This is a genomic window from Methylobacterium terrae (assembly GCF_003173755.1).
In the GTDB taxonomy this organism is placed as follows: Bacteria; Pseudomonadota; Alphaproteobacteria; order Rhizobiales; family Beijerinckiaceae; genus Methylobacterium; species Methylobacterium terrae.
Genome location: NZ_CP029553.1, coordinates 5,257,554 through 5,277,726, shown reverse-complemented (window position 1 = coordinate 5,277,726; position 20,173 = coordinate 5,257,554). Strand labels below are relative to the sequence as shown.

Below are 20,173 nucleotides of genomic sequence, written 5' to 3'. Positions count from 1 at the left end.
GGTGCCGCCGGCTCCGAACGTCATTAACCTGACAGAGCAAGCGGCTTGGGTGCGCGACCAGCCTCTCGCATGAACTCGCTGATGAGTTGGGACACTAGCGGCAGGATGGCGAGTCTGCGAAAAGGTGCAGGCGGGGCGCGATGTGGCCCTATCGGCCACTCGCGATGCAGAACGACACACCCGGCACGACCGTCAGCGACCCCGCCCGCCTCGCAGCCCTTGATGCGTTGGCCATTCTCGATACGCCACCCGAGCAAGGGTTCGACGACATCGTTCGTCTGGCAACCCGTCTCTGCGCGACACCAGTCGCCCTCGTCAGCTTGGTGGCCGCGGATCGGCAATGGTTCAAGGCTCGCGTGGGTTTTCCGCCCTGCGAGACCAGCCTCAATGCCTCGGTCTGCGCTCACGCCCTCGTCGAGCCCGATCTCCTCGTCATCCCCGATCTGACGGCGGATCCGCGCACGGCCGCGAACCCACTCGTCACTTGCGAGCCCTACATCCGGTTCTATGCCGGCGCGCCGCTGCGCCTGACGGGCGGACAGGTCGTCGGCTCCTTATGTGTGATCGATACCGCACCCCGACCTGGAGGCTTGACGTCTGACCAGGCTGACGATCTGCGCGCTCTTGCACGCCAGGTCTCGGCTCTCTTGGAAATGCGCCGCGACGTCGCGCGTCGCGATGAGGTCCTCGCCAACCAGCGCGCCGAGCTGCAACAGGCCCGACGCCTCGACCTCCTCGCCAAAGCTTCCTCCGCCCTCGTCGCTGCGACCAACCCGGCGGCCGTGCTCGAACCTATCCTGGTCATGGGCACGCGGGAGTTGGGCTTCGATCTATGCTTCATCTACGATGTCGACCGCGAAGGCCGGCACTTGCGGCTGATCCAGTCGGTCGGCACCACCGACGAACAGCGCGCCGTCTTGAGCTGCGTCGATCTCGATTTGCCATTATGCGGGATCGTCGTCCGAACACGGCGGCCCCTCGTGCTGGAGGCCGTGCAGGCAAGCACCGAGCCGCGCTATGCCCTGGCGCGCGAGGCAGGCTTCAACGCTTTCGCGGGCTACCCGATTATGAGCCGCGGCCAGCTCGTCGGTGTCGTGTCGTTCGTCTCGACCCGCGAGCCGGCTTTCGACCCTGGAGCCCTGACGTTCTTCGCTACGCTCGCCCGCCTGATGTCGGGCGTCCGGGAGCGCCTCGATGTGGATGCGGTGCTGCGGGCCAGCGATACCCGTTCACGCCTCGCCCAGGAGGCCGCCCACATCGGCACTTTCGAGGTCGACGTCGCGAGCGGCCTTGCGCGCGTGTCGGCCGAGCATTGTCGGATCTACGGCGTGCCGGAGGCCGGGGTCTACTCGCTGGAAACGTTCACGACCCTGGCCGTTCCCGAGGACCGCGGGATCCCCTCGACACAGGCCACGATCCGGGACGGCACAGCCTCGACCGAGGTGGAGTACCGCATTCGGCGCGCGAATGACGGTGCCTTACGCTGGATCTCGCGGATTGGACGCTTCGTGCGGGACGACGCCGGCGTCGTGCTGCGCATGGTCGGCACGGTGCAGGACATCACCGCCCGCAAGGAGGCCGAGGCGGAGCTGCGGGCCAGCGAAGCCCTGGCCCGCGAGAACATCCAACGCGTGCAACTGGCCCTCGCGGCCGGTGCGATCATCGGCACATGGCACTGGGACATACCGTCCGACCGCTTCACGATCGACGATGCCTTCGCCCACTCCTTCGGCCTCGATCCGGCGCTTGGTCGAGACGGCATCCCGCTGGATCAGATCGTCGCCACCGTGCACCCAGACGACCAAGCGGGTCTGGCGGGGGCAATCACCGAGGCCATCGCGCGAGGCGGGGCCTATGCGCACCAGTACCGAGTCCGGCGTGCCGACGGACGCTATTACTGGATCGAGGCCAACGGGCGCGTCGAGCAGGGGCCAGATGGGACCCCGTTGAGCTTCCCCGGCGTCCTTCTGGACGTGGAGGAGCGGCGCGCGGCCCAGGAGGCGTTGCGGGCGAGCGAGGCGCATTGGCGGGGCCTTTTCGAGCGCCTGAGCGAAGGATTTCAGCTCGCCGAAGCGATCCGCGATAACGCCGGCGACATCGCCGACTTCCGAATCATCGACATCAACCCGGCTTGGACGACCCAGATTGGTATCCCGGCGGACCAGGTCATCGGGCACACCGCGCGCTACCTGTTCGGCGAAGGCGCGCAGGACTGGATCACCGCGTTTGCCCAGGTGGTCGAGACCGGCGAAGCATGGGGGTTCACCAAGCAGTTTGCCCCTAACGGTCGCTGGTACGACGGCAATGCGTTCAAGCTCGAAGGCGACCGCTTCGGGGTCATCTTCCTAGACGCAACCGCACGGGTCAGTGCGGAAAACCGCCGGATGGCACTCCTGGCCCTCGGCGATGACCTGCGCGACCTGACTACGGTCGGGGCAATGACCCAGGCCGCCGCCGAGATCGTCGGGCGTACCCTGGGTGCGACCCGCGCCGGGTTCGGGCGCATCGTCGGCGAGGTCGAGTTCATCGACATCGAGCAGGACTGGACCGCGCCAGGCCAGGTCAGCATCGCCGGACGACACCGTTTCGACGATTACGGCGACCTGCGGGCCCACCTCGCCCGAGGCGAGCCGCTGGTCATCGACGACGTCACGACCGATCCACGCACCAGGGACGCCCCCGGCCCGATGCAGGCAATCGGCATCGGTGCCCTGATCAACATGCCGGTGCGCGAGCGCGGGCGTGCCGTGGCCGTGTTCATCGTCCACGACGTGCAACCGCGGGTCTGGACGGCCGAGGAATTGGCGTTCCTGCGCAACGTCGCCGACCGAGTTGAGGTCGGCGTGGCGCGCGTGCGCGCCGAGGAGTTGCAGGCGGTCCTGAACAAGGAACTGGCCCACCGGCTGAAGAACACCCTCGCCATCGTGCAGTCGATCGCCACGCAGACCCTGCGCGGCGTGAGCGAGCGCGACCTGGTCGAGGCGTTCGAGCGCCGCGTGCTGGCCCTGTCCCGCGCTCATGATGTCCTGATTCAGAAGAGTTGGTCGGCCGCTAAGCTCCGCGCCGTGATGGAGAGCGTGCTGAGTATGCAGACGGACCTGGATCGGTTCGCGCTCGAGGGGCCGGACATGGACATCAGCCCGCAGGCGGCGCTGTCCCTGTCGCTGCTGCTGCATGAGCTCGCAACCAACGCCCTCAAGTACGGCGCGCTGTCCGCCCAGAGCGGAATGGTGCGCGTGAGTTGGCGGACCGGCGGCGGAGCCGCTCCGACGCTGGTCCTCGACTGGACCGAGACGGGCGGGCCGGCCGTGATGCCTCCGCGCAACAAAGGCGGCTTCGGGTCGCGCCTGATCCGCATGGGATTGCTGGGAACCCGTGAGGCCGACCTCGATTTTAAGCCCACGGGCCTCAGAGCCGAGTTCCGCGCGCCGCTCGCCGAAGTTCAAGTTCAGGTCCACTAGCTCGATGGGTCAGTCTCACCCCCCGACCTTGCCACGGGTTCTCGTCGTCGAGGACGACCCGATCCTGATGATGGCGCTGACCGAGTTCGTCGAGAACGCGGGCTGCGAAGCCGTCGAGGCCAGCAGCATCATCGAGGCGATCCAGATCCTAGAGGCCCGGACCGACATCCGTACGGTGTTCACCGACCTCGACATGCGCGGCTCGACGGCCGGAATGGAGCTGGCGCTTCTCATCCGCGATCGTTGGCCGCCGATCGAACTCCTGATGGTCTCCTCGCAACCGTGGGACCCTGCTCAGATCCCCTCGCGCGGGATTGTGCTCGGCAAGCCGTTCGACCGACGCAAGATCGAGGCGACGCTTCGACGGTTTGCCGAATAGTCCCTCTCAGGGTCGATGGTCGCGCGGAGCGACAAGGCTGCCTCATCGGTCGTGCGTGCATCGGTGCCGATGAGTGCTGTTCCACCCTCCTGTCGGATTCAGGAACTTAGGGCGAAAGTCGTGCGCCGGCATCACAGCACCACGTATCGTCGCTTCGACCTCATTCCGTTGCCAAACGCAGACCCAACTCGCGGACTACCCGAGCGAGGCCGTTGGCAGAGTACGGCTTCTCCAGGAAACGCGCTCCGTCTGGCAGTTGCGCGGGATCGGGCGTGATCCGACCCGAAGCGATGATGATCTTTACCCCGGGCCACCGCCGCCGAACCTCGTGAGCCAGCGCCAGCCCATCGATCGGGCCCGGCATCACCACGTCGGTGAATAGCAGCGTGATCTCCGGGTGCACCTCGAGATAGGCGAGCGCCGCTGGGGTTGTGCTGGCCTCGAGCACGTCGAACCCGGCATCCCCGAGCACGTCGGCGGCCTCCATTCGCACCAGCGGCTCGTCCTCGGCCACGAGGGCCACTGCGCCGGGCTTCAGGGTCATCAGACGTCCTTCTCACAAAATCCGCGGCCGTGTGGATCAAACGTCGACGCGCAATCCCGCGAGCGGGGCGCTCAAGGTGCATTGCACCCCCTCGACGGCGTAGTGCAGGGCCACATCACCTCCGGCGAGGCCACGCTGGATCAGCCGCGAGCCGAACCCCCGGCGGGTCGGTGGCGTCACAGGCGGGCCGCCCTGCTCGCGCCAATCCAGCCGGAACTCGGCTGCCGCGCCCGTGCCGTCCACCGTCCAGTCGACGGTCACGCAGCCGGTCGGCACTGAGAGCGCCCCGTATTTCACGGCGTTGGTCGCCAGTTCGTGCAGCATCAGCCCGAGCGAGAGCGCCGCCGAGGGACCGACGAACAGGCTCGGGCCGCGGACCCGGAAGCGTCGGCCGGTGTCGTCGTGCAGGCTCAACGCCTCCTGCACCACCCGGTCGACGCTGGCGCTGTCGGTCCGCCCAGCCAGCAGGATGTCGTGCGCCTTGCCGAGCACGATCAGCCGCGCGGCGAGGGCATCGCGGGCGGCGTCGAGGCTGGGGGCGTTGCGCAGGGTCTGCGACGCGATCGACTGGACCAGCGTCAGGGTGTTCTTCAGCCGGTGCGACAGCTCGCGGTTGAGGATGTCCTGCTGCGCTTCCGCTGCCTTTCGGTCGCCGATGTCGCTGACGGCGACGACTGCGCCGACCGTCCCGCCCTGCTCGTCCTCGATCGCCTCGCCGGCGATCGCGATCCAGCGCCGCTCGCCGTCCGGACGCTGGTACAGCACCTCGATGGCGGCCCGCTTGCACTGGCCTCCGCAGATCTGCGCCAGCGGGTACTCCTGCGCTTCCACCAGCCTGCCATCGTCGTGGTAGGCGACGAACTCACCGTAGGCGTTGCTGGACGAGGCGTAGAGGGTGGTGTGGCCGAGGATCTCGGCCAGCCGCCGGTTTCCCATGAGGATGCGCCCGGAGGGGGCTTCGGCCAGCAGGATTCCGACTGGCACGGTCTCCATGATCGACTTCAGCCGCGCCTCGCCGGCGAAGCGTGCGGCATCCGCGGCTTTGCGGGCGGTGATATCGACGACGACGCCGGGGAAGCGCAGCGGTTTGCCATCGCCATCGTGGAAGCATCGTCCCCTGGCGAGGACCCACGTCACACTGCCATCGGCGTGGCGCAGGCGATACTCCTCGCTGAACTCGCCTGCCGTCGCGACGACCTGCTGGATGCGCTCGCCGACCCACGAGCGGTCGTCCGGGTGGATGCCCTCGACGAAAGCGGTCAGCGGCGCACCCTGCGCGGCGAGGGCAGGGTCGATGCCGTACATGTCGGAGAACCGCTCCCCGGCATAGACGCAGTCGGCGGGGATGTCCCAATCCCACCAGCCAAGGCTGCCCGCCGCCGCGAACGCCAACGCCAGCCGCTCCTCGGACACCCGCAGAGCGTCACGGGCGGCCCGCATCTCCACGTTGAGCTGACGTTCACGAAGCACGGTCGTCACCTGCCGGGCCAGCCGCCGCAGCCCGTCGGCCTGCCGGCTCGACAGGCCCTTCGGCCGCGGCGTGTGGTCGATCACGCAGAGGCTGCCGAGCACTTGCCCGTCGGGCGCGCGCAAGGGTGTACCGGCATAGAAGCGGATGAACGGCTCCCCTGTGACCAGCGGGTTGTCGCGCGTGCGCGGATCCGCCGTCAGGTCGGGGATCGTGAGCAGGTCCGGCTCAGCCAGCGTGTAGGCGCAGACCGAGGCGTTGAGGGCGGTCTCGCAGGGCGGAAAGCCGACCCGAGCCTTGAACCACTGGCGATCTCCCGCCACGAGGCTGACCAGCGCCACCGGCGTCTCGCACACGGTCGAGGCCAGATGCACAATGTCCTCGAACTCGGTTTCGGGCGGCGTGTCGAGCAGGTTGAGACCTGCGAGCGAACCGAGGCGGGCGGCGTCTCGCACGAGGGCGGACGGGAACAGGTCAGATATCATGCAGGGCGCTTCTCACCCCTGCCTTGTAGCCCAGGGCAGGGACGGTCGTCTCGCAATTTTATCACGCACAATGCATAGAGATGCCCTGGCCCTTAAGAGGGCATCTCCTTCGCCAGTTTCGGCCCTCTGTTTCAAGCAGCCGAGAGAAAATCCTGCATCGAGCGAAAGTTCCACTGACGATCACGCAGGAGCGTGAGACGATCGAGTTCGAGATAGAGCGCCTGCTCTGCCTCGACGCTACTTTCACCGACGGCGAGAAGGGCCCGCACTGTCTGAGCGTGAGTCTCGGTGCGGTGCTCCGCGGCGGCGATTTCCGCGTCGATCGTCTGGAGCATTGTATTCCGGGGCATCGGTCTCGTCGTCGCTCGACCGTCCCATGCACGGACGGCAACCATCAACGCGCCACAACGGCCAAGGTTCGCTGCAGCCGTCGCCTGTCTGCCATTCGGTCACGACAACGGGGGCGATCGGACCCATCGCAAAAGGATGAAAGGTACGCGCGTCGAGCGTTGCGCTTCGTAACGCTCAAGATCGTTCAATATGAGTGAGGACGCGCGTGCATCAGCCACGCGCAACACGAACATCGTACGAGTTTTGATCTCACGGCATCAGCCGATCGATCTACGCAATCGCAAAATATTACTCAAGGACACCTCTGAATGTCGGCTCTGCGCCATCCATCAATGCGGATAATTTCTATAGTGAATAGCCTTGCTGTGGTGGACGAGTCATTTTCAACGATCCGTGCATCCGAACTCAAGCGCGCTTCGGTGCTGGTCCCGAAGCGTGGAGGCGAGGGCTCACGACTCGCAAGTTTGTGGCATAACGCATACGATTCGGTCGCGCACCAATCAATTCAGGCCTGATTGGAGCGTTCGAGAGCGGCACTGATTTCTCCGTTCTCGCAGTGACTTAGGTTCGAGGAAGGGTGTGGCGTGCCGGAACGTGAGGTGAGCCTCCTCTCGCGAGAGGAACTGGAAGCCGAGGTGCGGCAACTGCGCGAACGGGCTCGCAGCGGCAGCATGGATGCAGCTCGGCAGAACGCGGTGTTCGAGAGCACCTTGGATTTCGCGATCGTCGTCACGGACCGCCAAGGGACCATCACCGGCTGGAACAGCGGCTCCGAGCACGTCATGGGCTGGACCGCCGAGGAAATGCGTGGGCAGGACGCTGCGCGCTTCTTCACGCCCGAGGACCGTGCCAACGGCCGGGTCACCTACGAGATGGAAACCGCCCTCAAGAACGGGCGCGCCCAGGACGAACGCTGGCACCTCAAACAGGGTGAGGAGCGGTTCTGGGCTTCCGGCGAGATGATGCCGCTGCGTGACGAGGAGGACCGGCACATCGGCTTCGTCAAGATCATGCGCGACCGCACCGGCGAGCATCTGGCCGGGATGGCCCTCCGCGCGGGCGAGCATCGTCGCCAGGCGTTGCTCGAGCTGAGCGACCAACTTGCCGAGCACGACCACGACGCCGCCAGCCTCGCCGACGTGGCGATCGGCATCCTCGGCCGGGCGCTCGACGTTCAGCTCGTCGGCTACGGGTTGGTCGATCGCGAGGCCGAAACCATCGACGTCGAGCGTGATTGGACCAGCGGCGACGCACATTCCATTGCGGGCACGCACAGGTTTAGCGACTTCGGCTCCCACATCGAGGACATCAAGAGGGGCGAAACGGTCGTCGTCGGCGATGCCCGCACCGACCCGCGCACTAGCGCCCGTGCCGACGCCCTGGAGGCGATCAGCGCCCGGGCGTTCGTCAATACGCCGGTGGTCGAGCACGGCCGCCTCGTGTCGCTGCTGTTCGTCTGCAGCGCCACACCGCGCACGTGGACCAACGACGAGTTGGTGTTCATCCGCGAGGTGGCTGCACGAATCCGCACGGCAACCGCCCGCAAGCAGGCGGAAACCGCCCTCAGAGCGAGTGAGGCGGAGCTGCGGCTGGTCGCCGACGCACTGCCGGTGCTCGTCGCGTTCATCGACCGCTCGCTGACCTACCGCTTCGCCAATGCCGCATACCAGGCATGGTTCGGGCGTCCCCCGGAGACCGTGCTGGGGCGAACGGTCCTCGATCTCGTCGGCGAGGACGGCCTTGCGCTCCGCCGCGAGGGGATCGAGCGGGCCCTTGACGGTGAGGTGGTCGAGATGGATCTCGATTGGCCTTGGGCGGATGGGCGGCGACGCATCGCAGCCATCCGCTACACCCCCCGCCGCGATGCCAGCGGCAGCGTCGATGGGTTCTACGTGTTCGTGCAGGACGTCACCGACCTGCGCGATGCCGCGGCCTTGCTGGCCGCTCGGGCCGATACGCTGGCACGCGAGGTCGCAGAGCGCACCGCCGACCGGAATGCGCTCTGGGAGCTGTCCAACGACCTGATGCTCCGGTGCACGTTCGCCGGCGCGATCACCGCCGTGAACCCGGCCTGGACCGAGACGCTCGGTTGGCGCGAAGCCGAGCTACTCGGCCGCAACCTGTTCGACCTGATCCACCCCGACGATATGGCCCATACCATCGAGGGCGCACGCGAGCTGTCTGAAGGCGTTGGCCACGCGCGGTTCGACAACCGCTACCGGCATCGGGATGGCAGCTACCGCTGGATCTCCTGGACGACCCGGCCGGGTGGTGGACTGATCAACGCGGTCGGTCGCGACATCACGGCGGAAAAAGAGCAGGCTAAGGCGCTCGAAGCGACGGCCGAGGCCCTGCGCCAGTCGCAGAAGATGGAAGCCGTGGGCCAGCTCACGGGAGGCGTCGCGCACGACTTCAACAACCTGCTGACCATTATCCGCTCGTCGGTGGACTTCCTGCGTCGGCCGAACCTCCCTGAGGAGCGGCGCAAGCGGTATATGGACGCCGTCTCCGACACAGTCGAGCGCGCCGCCAAGCTGACCGGACAGTTGCTGGCGTTCGCCCGCCGTCAGGCGCTCAAGCCGGAGGTGGTGAGCGTCGGAGATCGCCTGCGTGGTGTTGCCGACATGCTCGACACCGTGACCGGTGCCCGCGTGCGGGTGGTGACCGAACTGCCGGAACACCCCTGCTTCATCGAAGCCGACGTGAGCCAGTTCGAGACCGCGCTGGTCAACATGGCGGTCAACGCCCGCGATGCAATGGAGGGCGAGGGCACGCTGACCCTGCGGCTGACATGCGGCCTGGCGATGCCGCCGATCCGCGGCCATGGGGGCGGCCCCGGCCCGTTCGCCAAGATCGAGCTGAGCGACACCGGCACTGGGATCACCGAAGAGGACCTGACCAGGATCTTCGAGCCATTCTTCACGACCAAGGAGGTCGGCAAGGGCACGGGTCTTGGGCTCTCGCAGGTGTTCGGGTTCGCCAAGCAGTCGGGCGGCGACGTGAGCGTCCAGAGCGTGGTCGGCGAGGGCACGACGTTCGCGCTCTACCTGCCCGAAGTCGCCGCTCCGATGGACCCGGTGAGCGACATCGAGGAGACCGGTCCCGCGCCCGACGGGCGTGGCTTGCGCGTGCTGGTGGTCGAGGACAACATCGAGGTCGGCAAGTTCGCCACCCAGATCCTCGAGGACCTGGGCTATCGAACCGAATGGGCGGCCAATGCCGAAGCCGCGTTGGAACGGCTCGGCTCCGACGGTGACGGGTTCGACGTGGTGTTTTCGGACGTCGTGATGCCCGGGATGGGCGGCATTGCCATGGCAGAAGAGCTGCGCCGCCGCCTGCCGACGATGCCGGTACTGCTGGCCTCGGGCTACAGCCACGTGCTCGCGCAGCACGGCACGCACGGGTTCGAGTTGCTACACAAGCCCTACTCGGCCGACCAGCTCTCAAGGATGCTGCGCCGTCTGATCCATAGCCACCAGCGCCGCCGTTAAGAGCCGACGCTCATCCAGCGGGTAGGCTCGCGATCCCCGTTCCGGTGGTCCGCACAAAAAAGCCGCCCCGTGTGGGGCGGCTCGCTTCAGTTTGTCTGAGTGGCGTTTCAGAGCTTGCTCTTCACCGTGTCGGCGGCGTTCTTGATGCCGTCCTTGACGTCACCAGTGGTCTTCTGAGCCTCGCCCTTGAGCTCCTGGGCCTTGCCCTCGGCCTGAAGCTTCTCGTTGCCGGTGGCGCTGCCGATGCCCTGCTTCACGTTGCCTACCGCCTCGTTGGCCATGACCTGCTCCCCTGATTTCCTGCCATCCGTAAGTTGGGTCCATCGGGATGGAGATGGACCATGCGCAAGAGCCGGTTTTGCGAGGAGCAAATCATCGCGGTGCTCCGCGAGCATGACGCGGGCGTGAAGACCGCCGATCTGTGCCGGAAGCACGGGATCAGCGATGCGACACTGTACAACTGGAAAGCCAAGTACGGCGGTCTGAAGGTGTCCGAGGCAGCGCGACTGCGCACCCTGGAGGATGAGAACCGGCGGCTGAAGAAGCTGCTGGCCGAGGCCGTGCTCGACAACGCGGCCCTGAAGGATTTGCTGGCAAAAAACTGACCACGCCCGCCGCACGGTTTGCTGCTGTCGAAGCCGTGATCAAACATCACGGCTTCTCGGAACGGCGTGCGTGCGGGCTTCTCGGGGTAGACCGCTCGGCTTTCCAATATGAGCGCAGGCCCGGCACCGATGACGCGCTACGAGCTCGGCTGCGCCACCATGCGGGCGAGCGCCGCCGGTTCGGCTACCGGCGGCTGGCGATGTTGCTCAAACGGGAGGGGGCGTGCGTGAACCTGAAGAAGGTCTACCGGCTCTATCGAGAGGAGAAGCTCACCGTGCGCCGTCGCGGCGGACGCAAGCGAGCACTTGGGACCAGAGCACCGATGGTGATCCCACAGGAGGCCAACCAGCGCTGGTCATTGGACTTCGTCAGCGACGCGCTCGCCGACGGGCGGCGCTTCCGCGTCCTGAACGTCGTCGACGACCACACCCGCGAGGCGCTGGCGACGGTGGTGGACACCTCGCTCTCGGGCCTGCGCGTCGTGCGCGAGTTGGACCGGCTCGTTGCCGAGCGTCGTTTGCCTGCCATGGTGGTGAGCGACAACGGCACCGAACTCACCTCGACCGCTGTCCTGCGCTGGGCTCAGGAACGAGGCGTTGAATGGCACTACATCGCGCCGGGCAAGCCGATGCAGAACGCCTTCGTGGAGTCGTTCAATGGGCGATTGCGCGACGAATGCCTGAACGAACATGTCTTCGGCACGTTGTTCGAGGCGCGTCGCATCATTGATGCTTGGCGGATCGACTACAATACCGCCCGACCACACACGAGCCTCGCCGGGCTGACCCCGATGGAGTTCGCCGCCAAGGCCAGTGCCCTCGCGATGCAACAGACTGGGGGCACTGCGCCGCGTGGGGGCTCCATGCCCCCAGCCTGTTGCTCACCCGCCCCGCAAGGGGCAGAACAGGAACAGACCTAACCTACGCGTGGCGGGAAAGCGGGGAGCAGGTCACGCGGAAGGTGGTCAGAAACTCAAGGAGGGCGCCAAAGCGATCATCTTCACGCCCGTGACGATGGCGCAACAGGCGTCCGATGGGAATTGGGGATCCGCGGCCGGCGCACTCGCCGCGGGAGCCGTGGGAAGTCGCGCCGCGAGCGCCCTCAAAGGCATGGGCGCCGCACGCGGCGCGGCGGCTGAGGAGGGCGCGGCGGCAGGCGGGGCACGGGCAGGGTCAGCGGTCGCGACAACCGTCGGCGAACCCGTCTCCGTCGCCACCGGCGAGTACCTCGAAACCTGGCACGACTTCCTGATCCCGGCGACGCTGCCCTTCGACGGCGCGCGCTACATGGGCCTCAAGCTGCCCCTGCCCGCGGGCTATGCCAGCCCGCTCGGCCCGTGCCAGATCTCGATGTTCGACGAGATCGTCGCCAATCCCGAGCCCGGCCAGCTCGATGTCCACCAGGCCGACGGCAAGGTCGTCCGCTTCGACCGGCCGTTCAACTTCCTCGCCAGCCACAATGCCGGCCATCCCCATCTCGACCTGCGCGCCCCCTGGCTGCGCCAGCTCGAGCTGCGCGACCGCCGCCTGATCAAGCATTTCCGCCAGGACGACGACGACATCTACCGCCTCGCGCGGATCGAGGACCTCGACGGCCACGCCATCACCTTCATCCGAAACGCCGACGGGGTGCTGGAGCGGGCCGAGGGCACCGACGGGCTGGCGCTCGCCTTCGCGAACGACGAACGCGGCCGGCGCACCGGGATCACCCTGATCGGCACCGACGGCGCGCGCCTGGACCTCGCCCGCTACGCCTACGACGCCGAGGGCCGCATGACCGAGGCGACCTGCGCCTTCGGCATGTCGGTGGACTACCTCTGGCAGCCCGACCGCGACCTGCTGGCCGCCTGGCACAACCGCACCCGCCGCTCGCAGTCGCGCTTCACCTACGATTCCGACGGACGCGTCGTCCACACCGCCACCAACGGCCTCTGGCACGACGACCGTTTCGCCTACGACCCCGCCGCCCGCCGCACCACCTACCTGCCCGGCGGCGCCGAGGCCCTCGCCCAGCGCTTCGCCTACGACGACCACCACAACGTCATCGCCGAGACCGACGCCCTCGGTCACACCACCGCCCGCAGCTTCGACGAGGCCGGCTTCGAGACCGCGCTCACCGATCCCAACGGCCACACCACCACCAGGACCTACGACCTCTGGGGCAACCCGAAGAGCGTCGTCGATCCGGAAGGGCGCAGCACCGAGTACGGCTGGGGCCCGGACGGCCAGCTCGACCTCGTCGTCGACGGCGCCGGCCACGTCCGCCGCTACGAGCACGACGAGCGCGCCAACCTCGTCGAGGCGATCGACGCCGAGGGGAACGTCACCCGTCACGAGCGCGACGCGGGCGGGCGCATCGTCCGCACCACCTTCCCCGACGGGAGCGAGGAGCGGCGCAGCTACGACGCGCACGGGCGTCTCACCACCCTCACCGATCCGCGCGGCGGCACCACGGGTTACGCCTACGACGCCTTCGGCCGCCAGGTCGCGGTCACCGATCCGGCCGGGCACACCTCCCGCTTGGCCTACGAGGCGGGAGCGGGGGGCTTTGCCACCCCCACCACCCTGGTGCGCCCCGACGGGGTGAGCGTCAGCCGGCGCTTCGCCGAGGACGGGGTGCTGGCCGCGGTCAGCGACGGCGAGGGCCGGACCTGGCGCTACGCCTACGGCGCCTTCGATGTGCTCCGGGCGATCGAGGACCCCCGCGGCGGCACGCTCACGCTCTCCCACGACGGCGAGGGCCGGGTCGTGGCGGTCACCAACCAGACCGGGCACACCTACCACCTGATCCGCGACGCCGCCGGCCGGGTGGTGGCGGAGGAGGATTTCGACGGGCGGCGCGCCGCCTACACCCGCGACCCGGCCGGGCGGGTGACCGCGACGCGCAAGCCCGACGGGTCGCGGCTGACTTACGCCTACGACCGCTCCGACCGGCTGACGGCGATCCGCACGTTCGCGGCCGACGATCCCGATGGGCTGCGCCCGCGCGACGAGACGCATCTGCGCTACGACGGGCGGGGTCTGCTGGTCGAGGCGTCGAGCCGGTCGGCGCGGGTGGTGCTGGAGCGGGACGGCAACGGGCGGATCGTTTCCGAGACGACGAACGGGCGGCGGGTCGAGAGCCGTCTCGACGGGCTCGGGCGGCGGATCGCGCGGCGGATCGGGGCGGGGCAGCCGGGCGACAGCCTGGTGCGGATCGGGCGCGATCCCCTCGGGGCGCTGGCCTCGCTGGCGATCGACGACCACGCGCCGCTGGCGGTCACGCGCGACCCGCTGGGTCGGGAGACGCGGCGGGCGTCGGCCAAGGGCTTCGTGCTGGAGCAGGCGTTCGACCCGGTCGGTCAGCTGCGCCACCAGCGGGCGGGCCGGGACGGACGGGCGGGCCGTGCCTACGCCTGGGACAAGGCGGGCGCACCGACGCTGATCGACGACGCGCTGTTCGGCCCGGCGCGCTACCGCTACGACGGCAACGGCCAGGTGGCGCAGGCCTCGTTCGGCGAGAGCCTGACCGAGCGGTTCGACTACGACGCGGCCAGGAACGTGGTCGGGGTGCTGGCGGAGGGGCCGGAGGCCGGGGAGATCCTGGGGGCGCTTCGTCGGGTGGAGGCGACGCCGGGCGGTGCGGTGCGGGTCGGTCACGGCCCGCACGGCGAGCGGGTGACCTTGGAGCACGATGCCTGCGGGCGGGTGACCGAGCGGCGGGTGGAGCGGCGTGGGTTCCGGCCGAAGACCTGGCGCTACGGCTGGGACATCCAGGACCGGCTGGTGCGGTGCGAGACGCCGGAGGGGGCGGTCTGGCACTACCGCTACGACGCGTTCGGGCGCCGCCTGAGCAAGGTGCGGGAGTTCACGGAGGCGGAGCGGGCGTGGGTGTCGCGCCGGTACCCGGAACTGGTTCCGGCGGCGCTGCGACCGGAGACGGTCCTGTGGACGTGGCCGGAGCCGCCGAGGGGCCACGCCCTGCACGACCCGCGCCCGCCGATCGTGGGTGTGCAGTTCCTGTGGGACGGGGACGTGGTGGCGGAAGAAGCGCCGCTTCGTCTGGGCGGGGGCGTCGACTGGGCGGCGGCGACGCGGTGGCATTACGAGCCGGAGAGCTTCGTGCCTGTGGCCAAGCAGGAGGCGGACGGGTCGCTGCGCTACATCGTGACGGACCATCTGGGCACGCCGCGGGAGATGTTCGACGAGGCGGGGGGCCTGCGGTGGGCGGTGTCGCTGACGACGTGGGGGTGCGTGCGGCGGGTGGTGGTGCCGCCTGCGCCGGACAACGATGCGGGGCGGGTGGCGCTCTACCCGCGGGCTCGGGTGGATGGTAGCGTCGCGCTGAAGGCGGAACCGGATGCGGGGGCTTACGACTGCCCGATCCGGTTCCAGGGGCAGTGGGCGGATCAGGAAACGGGACTCTGCTATAATCGCCACCGCTACTATGATGGCATTGCAGTGCAGTATGTCAGTCCAGACCCCACACGGCTTGATGGTGGCTTCCGTCCTCAAGCTTATGTTGTAGACGCAAATTGTTGGATTGATCCACTAGGGCTAGTTAATAGCAATGCAGGATTTGCTTTCACTCAAAAAACTGCCAGTCCTTTGTTTAGCTCACAAGGAAAATTCTCTGGTATGACAATTAGCGACGTTGCAGAAAAATTGCGCTCTGGCGCGCTGACTCCAGCCGATGTGCCGGTCGAAATAATCGTCGTAAAGGGTCAAAAACTAATTGTTAACACGAGGTCTTCATTAGCGCTCAGACAGGCGGGAATAAGTGTCAATGATTGGAATTTGATGGATAAAAGTTCAAACGCGGGAGTTGTGCAGGATATGATGAATCGGTTATCAAGAAATGGTTTAGGCGATGTAGGAACTGATACTTTAAGGATAACGGGATCTGGTGGTAGGTCCAGTACTCTATTCGGAAGTGGAAACATACCTAGGCCATAGGAGGAGCGAATGGACGTGTGGATAATGCCCGTGGCGCCAACCGATCTTTATAATGATCCGAAATTCGTTATGGAGCATTCGAGGAGGTGTTCTCTAACATTTCAGTTTGAGGGATCAAATTATAAAATCTGTGAGATAAAAATAGTGTTTATAAATGTGGAAAAATTTACTTGTACATTTTCTACAAGTTTAACTCAGGATATGCGCAACTCATATGGTAAAATAATTTCCGTAGAAAATAGTTGTGAATTAAAAAATATGGTAAATCGCGATGAAAATGAACATAAAATTCATCATTATATGATACTATTTGACGATGGACCTTGCTACGAGTTTGTTTGCGAAAAATTTTCTATAGAACAAGATCAACAATAAAGCAGTTGTGAAATATGATAAGCATTACAGTCATTTATAATATTATGCGATGCTCGATATCATGCTGTTCAATCTGCTGTCACGAGCGTTGCCTGCGTTTAGTTTGGTGTGCTGCGGGTGAAGCGCAAGGGGTTCCGACCGAAGGCTTGGCTACGGCTAGGACATCCAGGACCGGCTGGTGCGGTGCGAGACGCCGGAGGGGGCGGTCTGGCACTACCGCTACGACGCGTTCGGGCGCCGCCTGAGCAAGGTGCGGCAGTTCACGGATACCGAGCGGGCGTGGGTGTCGCGCCGGTACCCGGAACTGGTGCCGGCGGCGCTGCGACCGGAGACGGTCCTGTGGACGTGGCCGGAGCCGCCGAGGGGCCACGCCCTGCACGACCCGCGCCCGCCGGTCGTGGGTGTGCAGTTCCTGTGGGACGGGGACGTGGTGGCGGAAGAAGCGCCGCTTCGTCTGGGCGGGGGTGTCGACTGGGCGGCGGCGACGCGGTGGCACTACGAGCCGGAGAGCTTCGTGCCGGTGGCCAAGCAGGAAGCGGACGGGTCGCTGCGCTACATCGTGACGGACCATCTGGGCACGCCGCGGGAGATGTTCGACGAGGCGGGGGGCCTGCGGTGGGCGGTGTCGCTGACGACGTGGGGGTGCGTGCGGCGGGTGGTGGCGCCGCCGGCGCCGGACAACGACGCGGGGCGGGTTGCGCTCTACCCGCGGGCTCGGGTGGATGGTAGCGTCGCGCTGAAGGCGGAACCGGATGCGGGGGCTTACGCGTGCCCGATCCGGTTCCAGGGGCAGTGGGCGGATGAAGAAAATGGCGCAAATTATAATTGGTATCGATATTACGACCCGATATTAGGGCAGTACGTATCGCCTGACCCATTCAAATTGTCAGGAGGTGATCGATTGCTTGGTTATGTGCAAAATCCAAACTTATGGATTGATCCGATTGGCTGGTCCCAGCGACTTCAAGCAGCGGTAAATCAAGCTGTTCGTGAGATTGGCGCAAATCCGAGCCTTGCTAAAGACCTAATGACACCGGCGAGTTATAGGCATCTTGTAGTCCGCAGTCGCTTGGCTCAAGCAAGCTATGGCAAGGCAATCGAGCGGCGCACCGCTCAAATTCTGGAGAAAGACCCGACTTTGGAATGGGCCGGCAAATATCTGAAAGGGCCTGATGGCAAATTTGTAGGCGGCCCTGATTTCTCGGGATCGGGTGGAGCGACGTACGATATCACGACAGGAGCGGGCGTTCCGTCCCATCTCGTCAGACCCTATGGACAGACAACCGGCTATATCACTTATCCGAGTCTGCCAGAAAATTTGGTGTTCCCCCCATGATGCACGTAGTTGATCGTAAGTTTGAAATGCTAAAAGACGTTGATGCTTCGTGGCACATTGAGGACGTTCACACATTCCAATGCACATTCAGCAACTGCTTATTTTCTAAATCAGAGCACATGAAGCGGTCGCTTATAAAAAATTCTATTGCTGATCGTTGCAAATTTATCGGATGTCAAGTTGGGCCGGGCAAATTCGTAAATTGCCATATTAGAAATTCCACAGCAACAGATCTCATTATTTTTTGGGGTTCGATATTTGAAAATGTCGTGTTTTCCGATCGCGTGCCGGCGATTAAAATTAATACTAAGATTACCCTCATTCCCGATGAAAATCTTCAAATTCTCTTTGACCAAGATCGAATAAAACATTATGAAAATATAAAACCGCCATAGATATTTCCAATGCTCGATTTACATCTTTTGATTGCAAAGGAATACCTGCAAGTTTATTTAAAATAGACGGTGACACGCAGGCTGTAATCAGAAAAAAAATATTAAAAATGAAATTAGAGCAAGAGATATAGATTCTAATCCATGGAATCCATGGATTGCATCATTCCTGTCAAGCGATGAAGAGGAACTTATTCTCGCATCCCCGCTCGCAATGCCAAAACATAAACGTGATAATTTTATTAAGGGCCTTGCCGAACTGCGCAGTATGGGCATAGCCGATCCTGCTTGAAAAAGAGAGCTTCGCCGAGGACGGGGTGCTAGTGCACTGACCCAAACAGATGGTTCAGCGTTGCCGTTGACGGCATCGAGGATGGCGGCGGCCGGCTTGGTCCAGACGAAGGGCTTTGGCCTGTCGTTGTGCTCGGCGATGGTGCGGTTGATCGCCGCTTGCAGGTCGACGATCCCGCTGAAGCTGCCACGCTTCAGCCTGCGCCGGGTCAGGGCGGAGAAGAAGCCCTCGACCGCGTTCATCCGCGAGGCCGAGGTCGGCGTGAAGTGGAAGATCCAGCGCGGATGCCGGGCCAGCCAGGCTCGCACCTTCGGATGTTTGTGCGTGCCGTAGTTGTCCAGGATCACGTGGATCAGTTTGCCCGCCGGCACCGCGGCTTCGATCGTGTTAAGGAAGCGCAGGAACTCGTCCTGGCGGTGACGCTGCATGCAGCGGCCGATCACCGTGCCCTCCAGTACGTTGAGCGCGGCAAACAGCGTCGTGGTGCCGTGGCGGACGTAGTCGTGGGTCTGCGCCGCCTGGCACAACCGCACCCGCCGCTCGCAGTCGCGCTTCACCTACGATTCCGACGGACGCGTCGTCCACACCGCCACCAACGGCCTCTGGCACGACGACCGTTTCGCCTACGACCCCGCCGCCCGCCGCACCACCTACCTGCCCGGCGGCGCCGAGGCCCTCGCCCAGCGCTTCGCCTACGACGACCACCACAACGTCACCGCCGAGACCGACGCCCTCGGTCACACCACCGCCCGCAGCTTCGACGAGGCCGGCTTCGAGACCGCGCTCACCGATCCCAACGGCCACACCACGACAAAAACCTACGACCTCTGGGGCAACCCGAAGAGCGTCGTCGATCCGGAAGGGCGCAGCACCGAGTACGGCTGGGGCCCGGAAGGCCAGCTCGACCTCGTCGTCGACGGCGCCGGCCACGTCCGCCGCTACGAGCACGACGAGCGCGCCAACCTCGTCGAGGAGACCGACGCCGAGGGGAACGTCACCCGTCACGAGCGCGACGCGGGCGGGCGCATCGTCCGCACCACCTTCCCCGACGGGAGCGAGGAGCGCCGCAGCTACGACGCGCACGGGCGTCTCGCCACCCTCACCGACCCGCGCGGCGGCACCACGGGTTACGCCTACGACGCCTTCGGCCGCCAGGTCGCGGTCACCGATCCGGCCGGGCACACCTCCCGCTTGGCCTACGAGGCGGGCGCGGGGGGCTTTGCCACCCCCACCACCCTGGTGCGCCCCGACGGGGTGAGCGTCAGCCGGCGCTTCTCCGAGGACGGGGTGCTGGCCGCGGTCAGCGACGGCGAGGGCCGGACCTGGCGCTACGCCTACGGCGCCTTCGACGTGCTCCGGGCGATCGAGGATCCCCGCGGCGGCACGCTCACGCTCTCCCACGACGGCGAGGGCCGGGTCGTGGCGGTCACCAACCAGACCGGGCACACCTACCGCCTGATCCGCGACGCCGCCGGCCGGGTGGTGGCGGAGGAGGATTTCGACGGGCGGCGCACCGCCTACACCCGCGACCCGGCCGGGCGGGTGACCGCGACGCGCAAGCCCGACGGGTCGCGGCTGACTTACGCCTACGACCGCTCCGACCGGCTGACGGCGATCCGCACGTTCGCGGCCGACGATCCCGATGGGCTGCGCCCGCGCGACGAGACGCATCTGCGCTACGACCGGCGTCGCGGGTGGCGATGCGGACCACCCGGCTCTCGGCGTCGTAGATCCGACGCGACCAGGTGGTGACGACGTCGGTCCAGGCGACGCGCCGGTCCCAGTCGTCGTGCTCGTAGGTGTGCGACGGGCCGTGCGTGGCTTGCGCCGCCGCGAGGTTGCCGCGCGCGTCGTAGGCGTAGCGCAGGATCTCGCAGGCGCTGCCGTCGGTGCCGACCAGTTCGACCCGGATGCGCCGGCCCTGCGGGTCGTTGGCGAAGGCGAGCGCCAGACCGTCGGGATGGTCGATGCGGATGATCAGCCCCTGCGCATCGCGGGTGACCACGATGGCGGTGCCGTTGCGGTCCTCGATCCGCATCAGGCGCCAGGCCTCGTCCGG

The 20,173-nt window shown here is 65.8% G+C and carries 11 protein-coding genes and 1 pseudogene; 7 read left to right on the top strand and 5 right to left on the bottom strand.

Annotated elements, in window-relative coordinates:
- The first annotated feature begins 164 nt into the window (after nucleotides 1–164).
- Together DK419_RS29620 and DK419_RS24330 are read left to right on the top strand one after the other, a co-directional pair.
- Nucleotides 165–3,461, top strand: a complete 3,297-nt coding sequence (locus DK419_RS29620; protein WP_245442687.1) for a GAF domain-containing protein — start codon at nucleotides 165–167, stop codon at nucleotides 3,459–3,461.
- A 67-nt stretch (nucleotides 3,462–3,528) separates the two neighbouring features.
- The gene (locus DK419_RS24330; protein WP_232388844.1) at nucleotides 3,529–3,840 is read left to right on the top strand and encodes a response regulator; all 312 of its coding nucleotides are present in this window, start codon (nucleotides 3,529–3,531) and stop codon (nucleotides 3,838–3,840) included.
- Nucleotides 3,841–4,000: 160 nt separating this feature from the next.
- Here the strand turns inward: DK419_RS24330 and DK419_RS24325 are convergent, their stop codons facing one another.
- The 3 genes from DK419_RS24325 to DK419_RS24315 form a co-directional block, all read right to left on the bottom strand.
- Complete coding sequence (locus tag DK419_RS24325; protein ID WP_109961377.1) at nucleotides 4,001–4,384, bottom strand: response regulator; 384 nt, start codon at nucleotides 4,382–4,384, stop codon at nucleotides 4,001–4,003.
- A gap of 36 nt (nucleotides 4,385–4,420) precedes the next feature.
- On the bottom strand, nucleotides 4,421–6,337 hold the full coding sequence (locus DK419_RS24320) for a PAS domain S-box protein (protein ID WP_245442685.1): 1,917 nt from the start codon (nucleotides 6,335–6,337) through the stop codon (nucleotides 4,421–4,423).
- Between the two features lie 131 nt (nucleotides 6,338–6,468).
- Nucleotides 6,469–6,672 (bottom strand): hypothetical protein, encoded by a 204-nt coding sequence (locus DK419_RS24315; RefSeq protein ID WP_109961376.1) that lies wholly within the window; start codon nucleotides 6,670–6,672, stop codon nucleotides 6,469–6,471.
- Nucleotides 6,673–7,272: 600 nt separating this feature from the next.
- On the opposite strand from DK419_RS24315, the gene DK419_RS24310 reads away from it, so the two are divergent.
- On the top strand, nucleotides 7,273–10,179 hold the full coding sequence (locus DK419_RS24310; protein ID WP_109961375.1) for a PAS domain S-box protein: 2,907 nt from the start codon (nucleotides 7,273–7,275) through the stop codon (nucleotides 10,177–10,179).
- Nucleotides 10,180–10,286: 107 nt separating this feature from the next.
- Here the strand turns inward: DK419_RS24310 and DK419_RS24305 are convergent, their stop codons facing one another.
- The gene (locus DK419_RS24305) at nucleotides 10,287–10,460 is read right to left on the bottom strand and encodes a CsbD family protein (RefSeq protein WP_109961374.1); all 174 of its coding nucleotides are present in this window, start codon (nucleotides 10,458–10,460) and stop codon (nucleotides 10,287–10,289) included.
- Between the two features lie 60 nt (nucleotides 10,461–10,520).
- On the opposite strand from DK419_RS24305, the gene DK419_RS24300 reads away from it, so the two are divergent.
- The 3 genes from DK419_RS24300 to DK419_RS24290 all read left to right on the top strand — a co-directional run bounded on the left by DK419_RS24300 (nucleotide 10,521) and on the right by DK419_RS24290 (nucleotide 17,430).
- Nucleotides 10,521–11,704 (top strand): IS3 family transposase gene (locus DK419_RS24300; protein ID WP_425352611.1). Its coding sequence is split into 2 segments (ribosomal slippage): nucleotides 10,521–10,773 and nucleotides 10,773–11,704, totalling 1,185 coding nucleotides; the frame shifts between segments, so codons are not numbered across the junction.
- A gap of 190 nt (nucleotides 11,705–11,894) precedes the next feature.
- A complete protein-coding gene (locus tag DK419_RS24295; RefSeq protein ID WP_109961373.1) occupies nucleotides 11,895–15,719 on the top strand; it encodes an RHS repeat-associated core domain-containing protein in 3,825 nt (1,274 codons plus the stop codon).
- Nucleotides 15,720–16,272: 553 nt separating this feature from the next.
- The gene (locus DK419_RS24290; RefSeq protein ID WP_109961372.1) at nucleotides 16,273–17,430 is read left to right on the top strand and encodes an RHS repeat-associated core domain-containing protein; all 1,158 of its coding nucleotides are present in this window, start codon (nucleotides 16,273–16,275) and stop codon (nucleotides 17,428–17,430) included.
- 752 nt (nucleotides 17,431–18,182) lie between these two features.
- Here DK419_RS24290 and DK419_RS24285 read toward each other — a convergent pair.
- Nucleotides 18,183–18,623: pseudogene (locus tag DK419_RS24285) on the bottom strand (IS630 family transposase); the annotation flags it as partial.
- Between the two features lie 730 nt (nucleotides 18,624–19,353).
- Here DK419_RS24285 and DK419_RS30105 point away from each other — a divergent pair.
- Nucleotides 19,354–19,866 carry a hypothetical protein gene (locus tag DK419_RS30105; protein ID WP_483428682.1) on the top strand — a complete coding sequence of 171 codons (513 nt, stop codon included), beginning with the start codon at nucleotides 19,354–19,356 and terminating at the stop codon, nucleotides 19,864–19,866.
- Nucleotides 19,867–20,173: the final 307 nt, after the last annotated feature.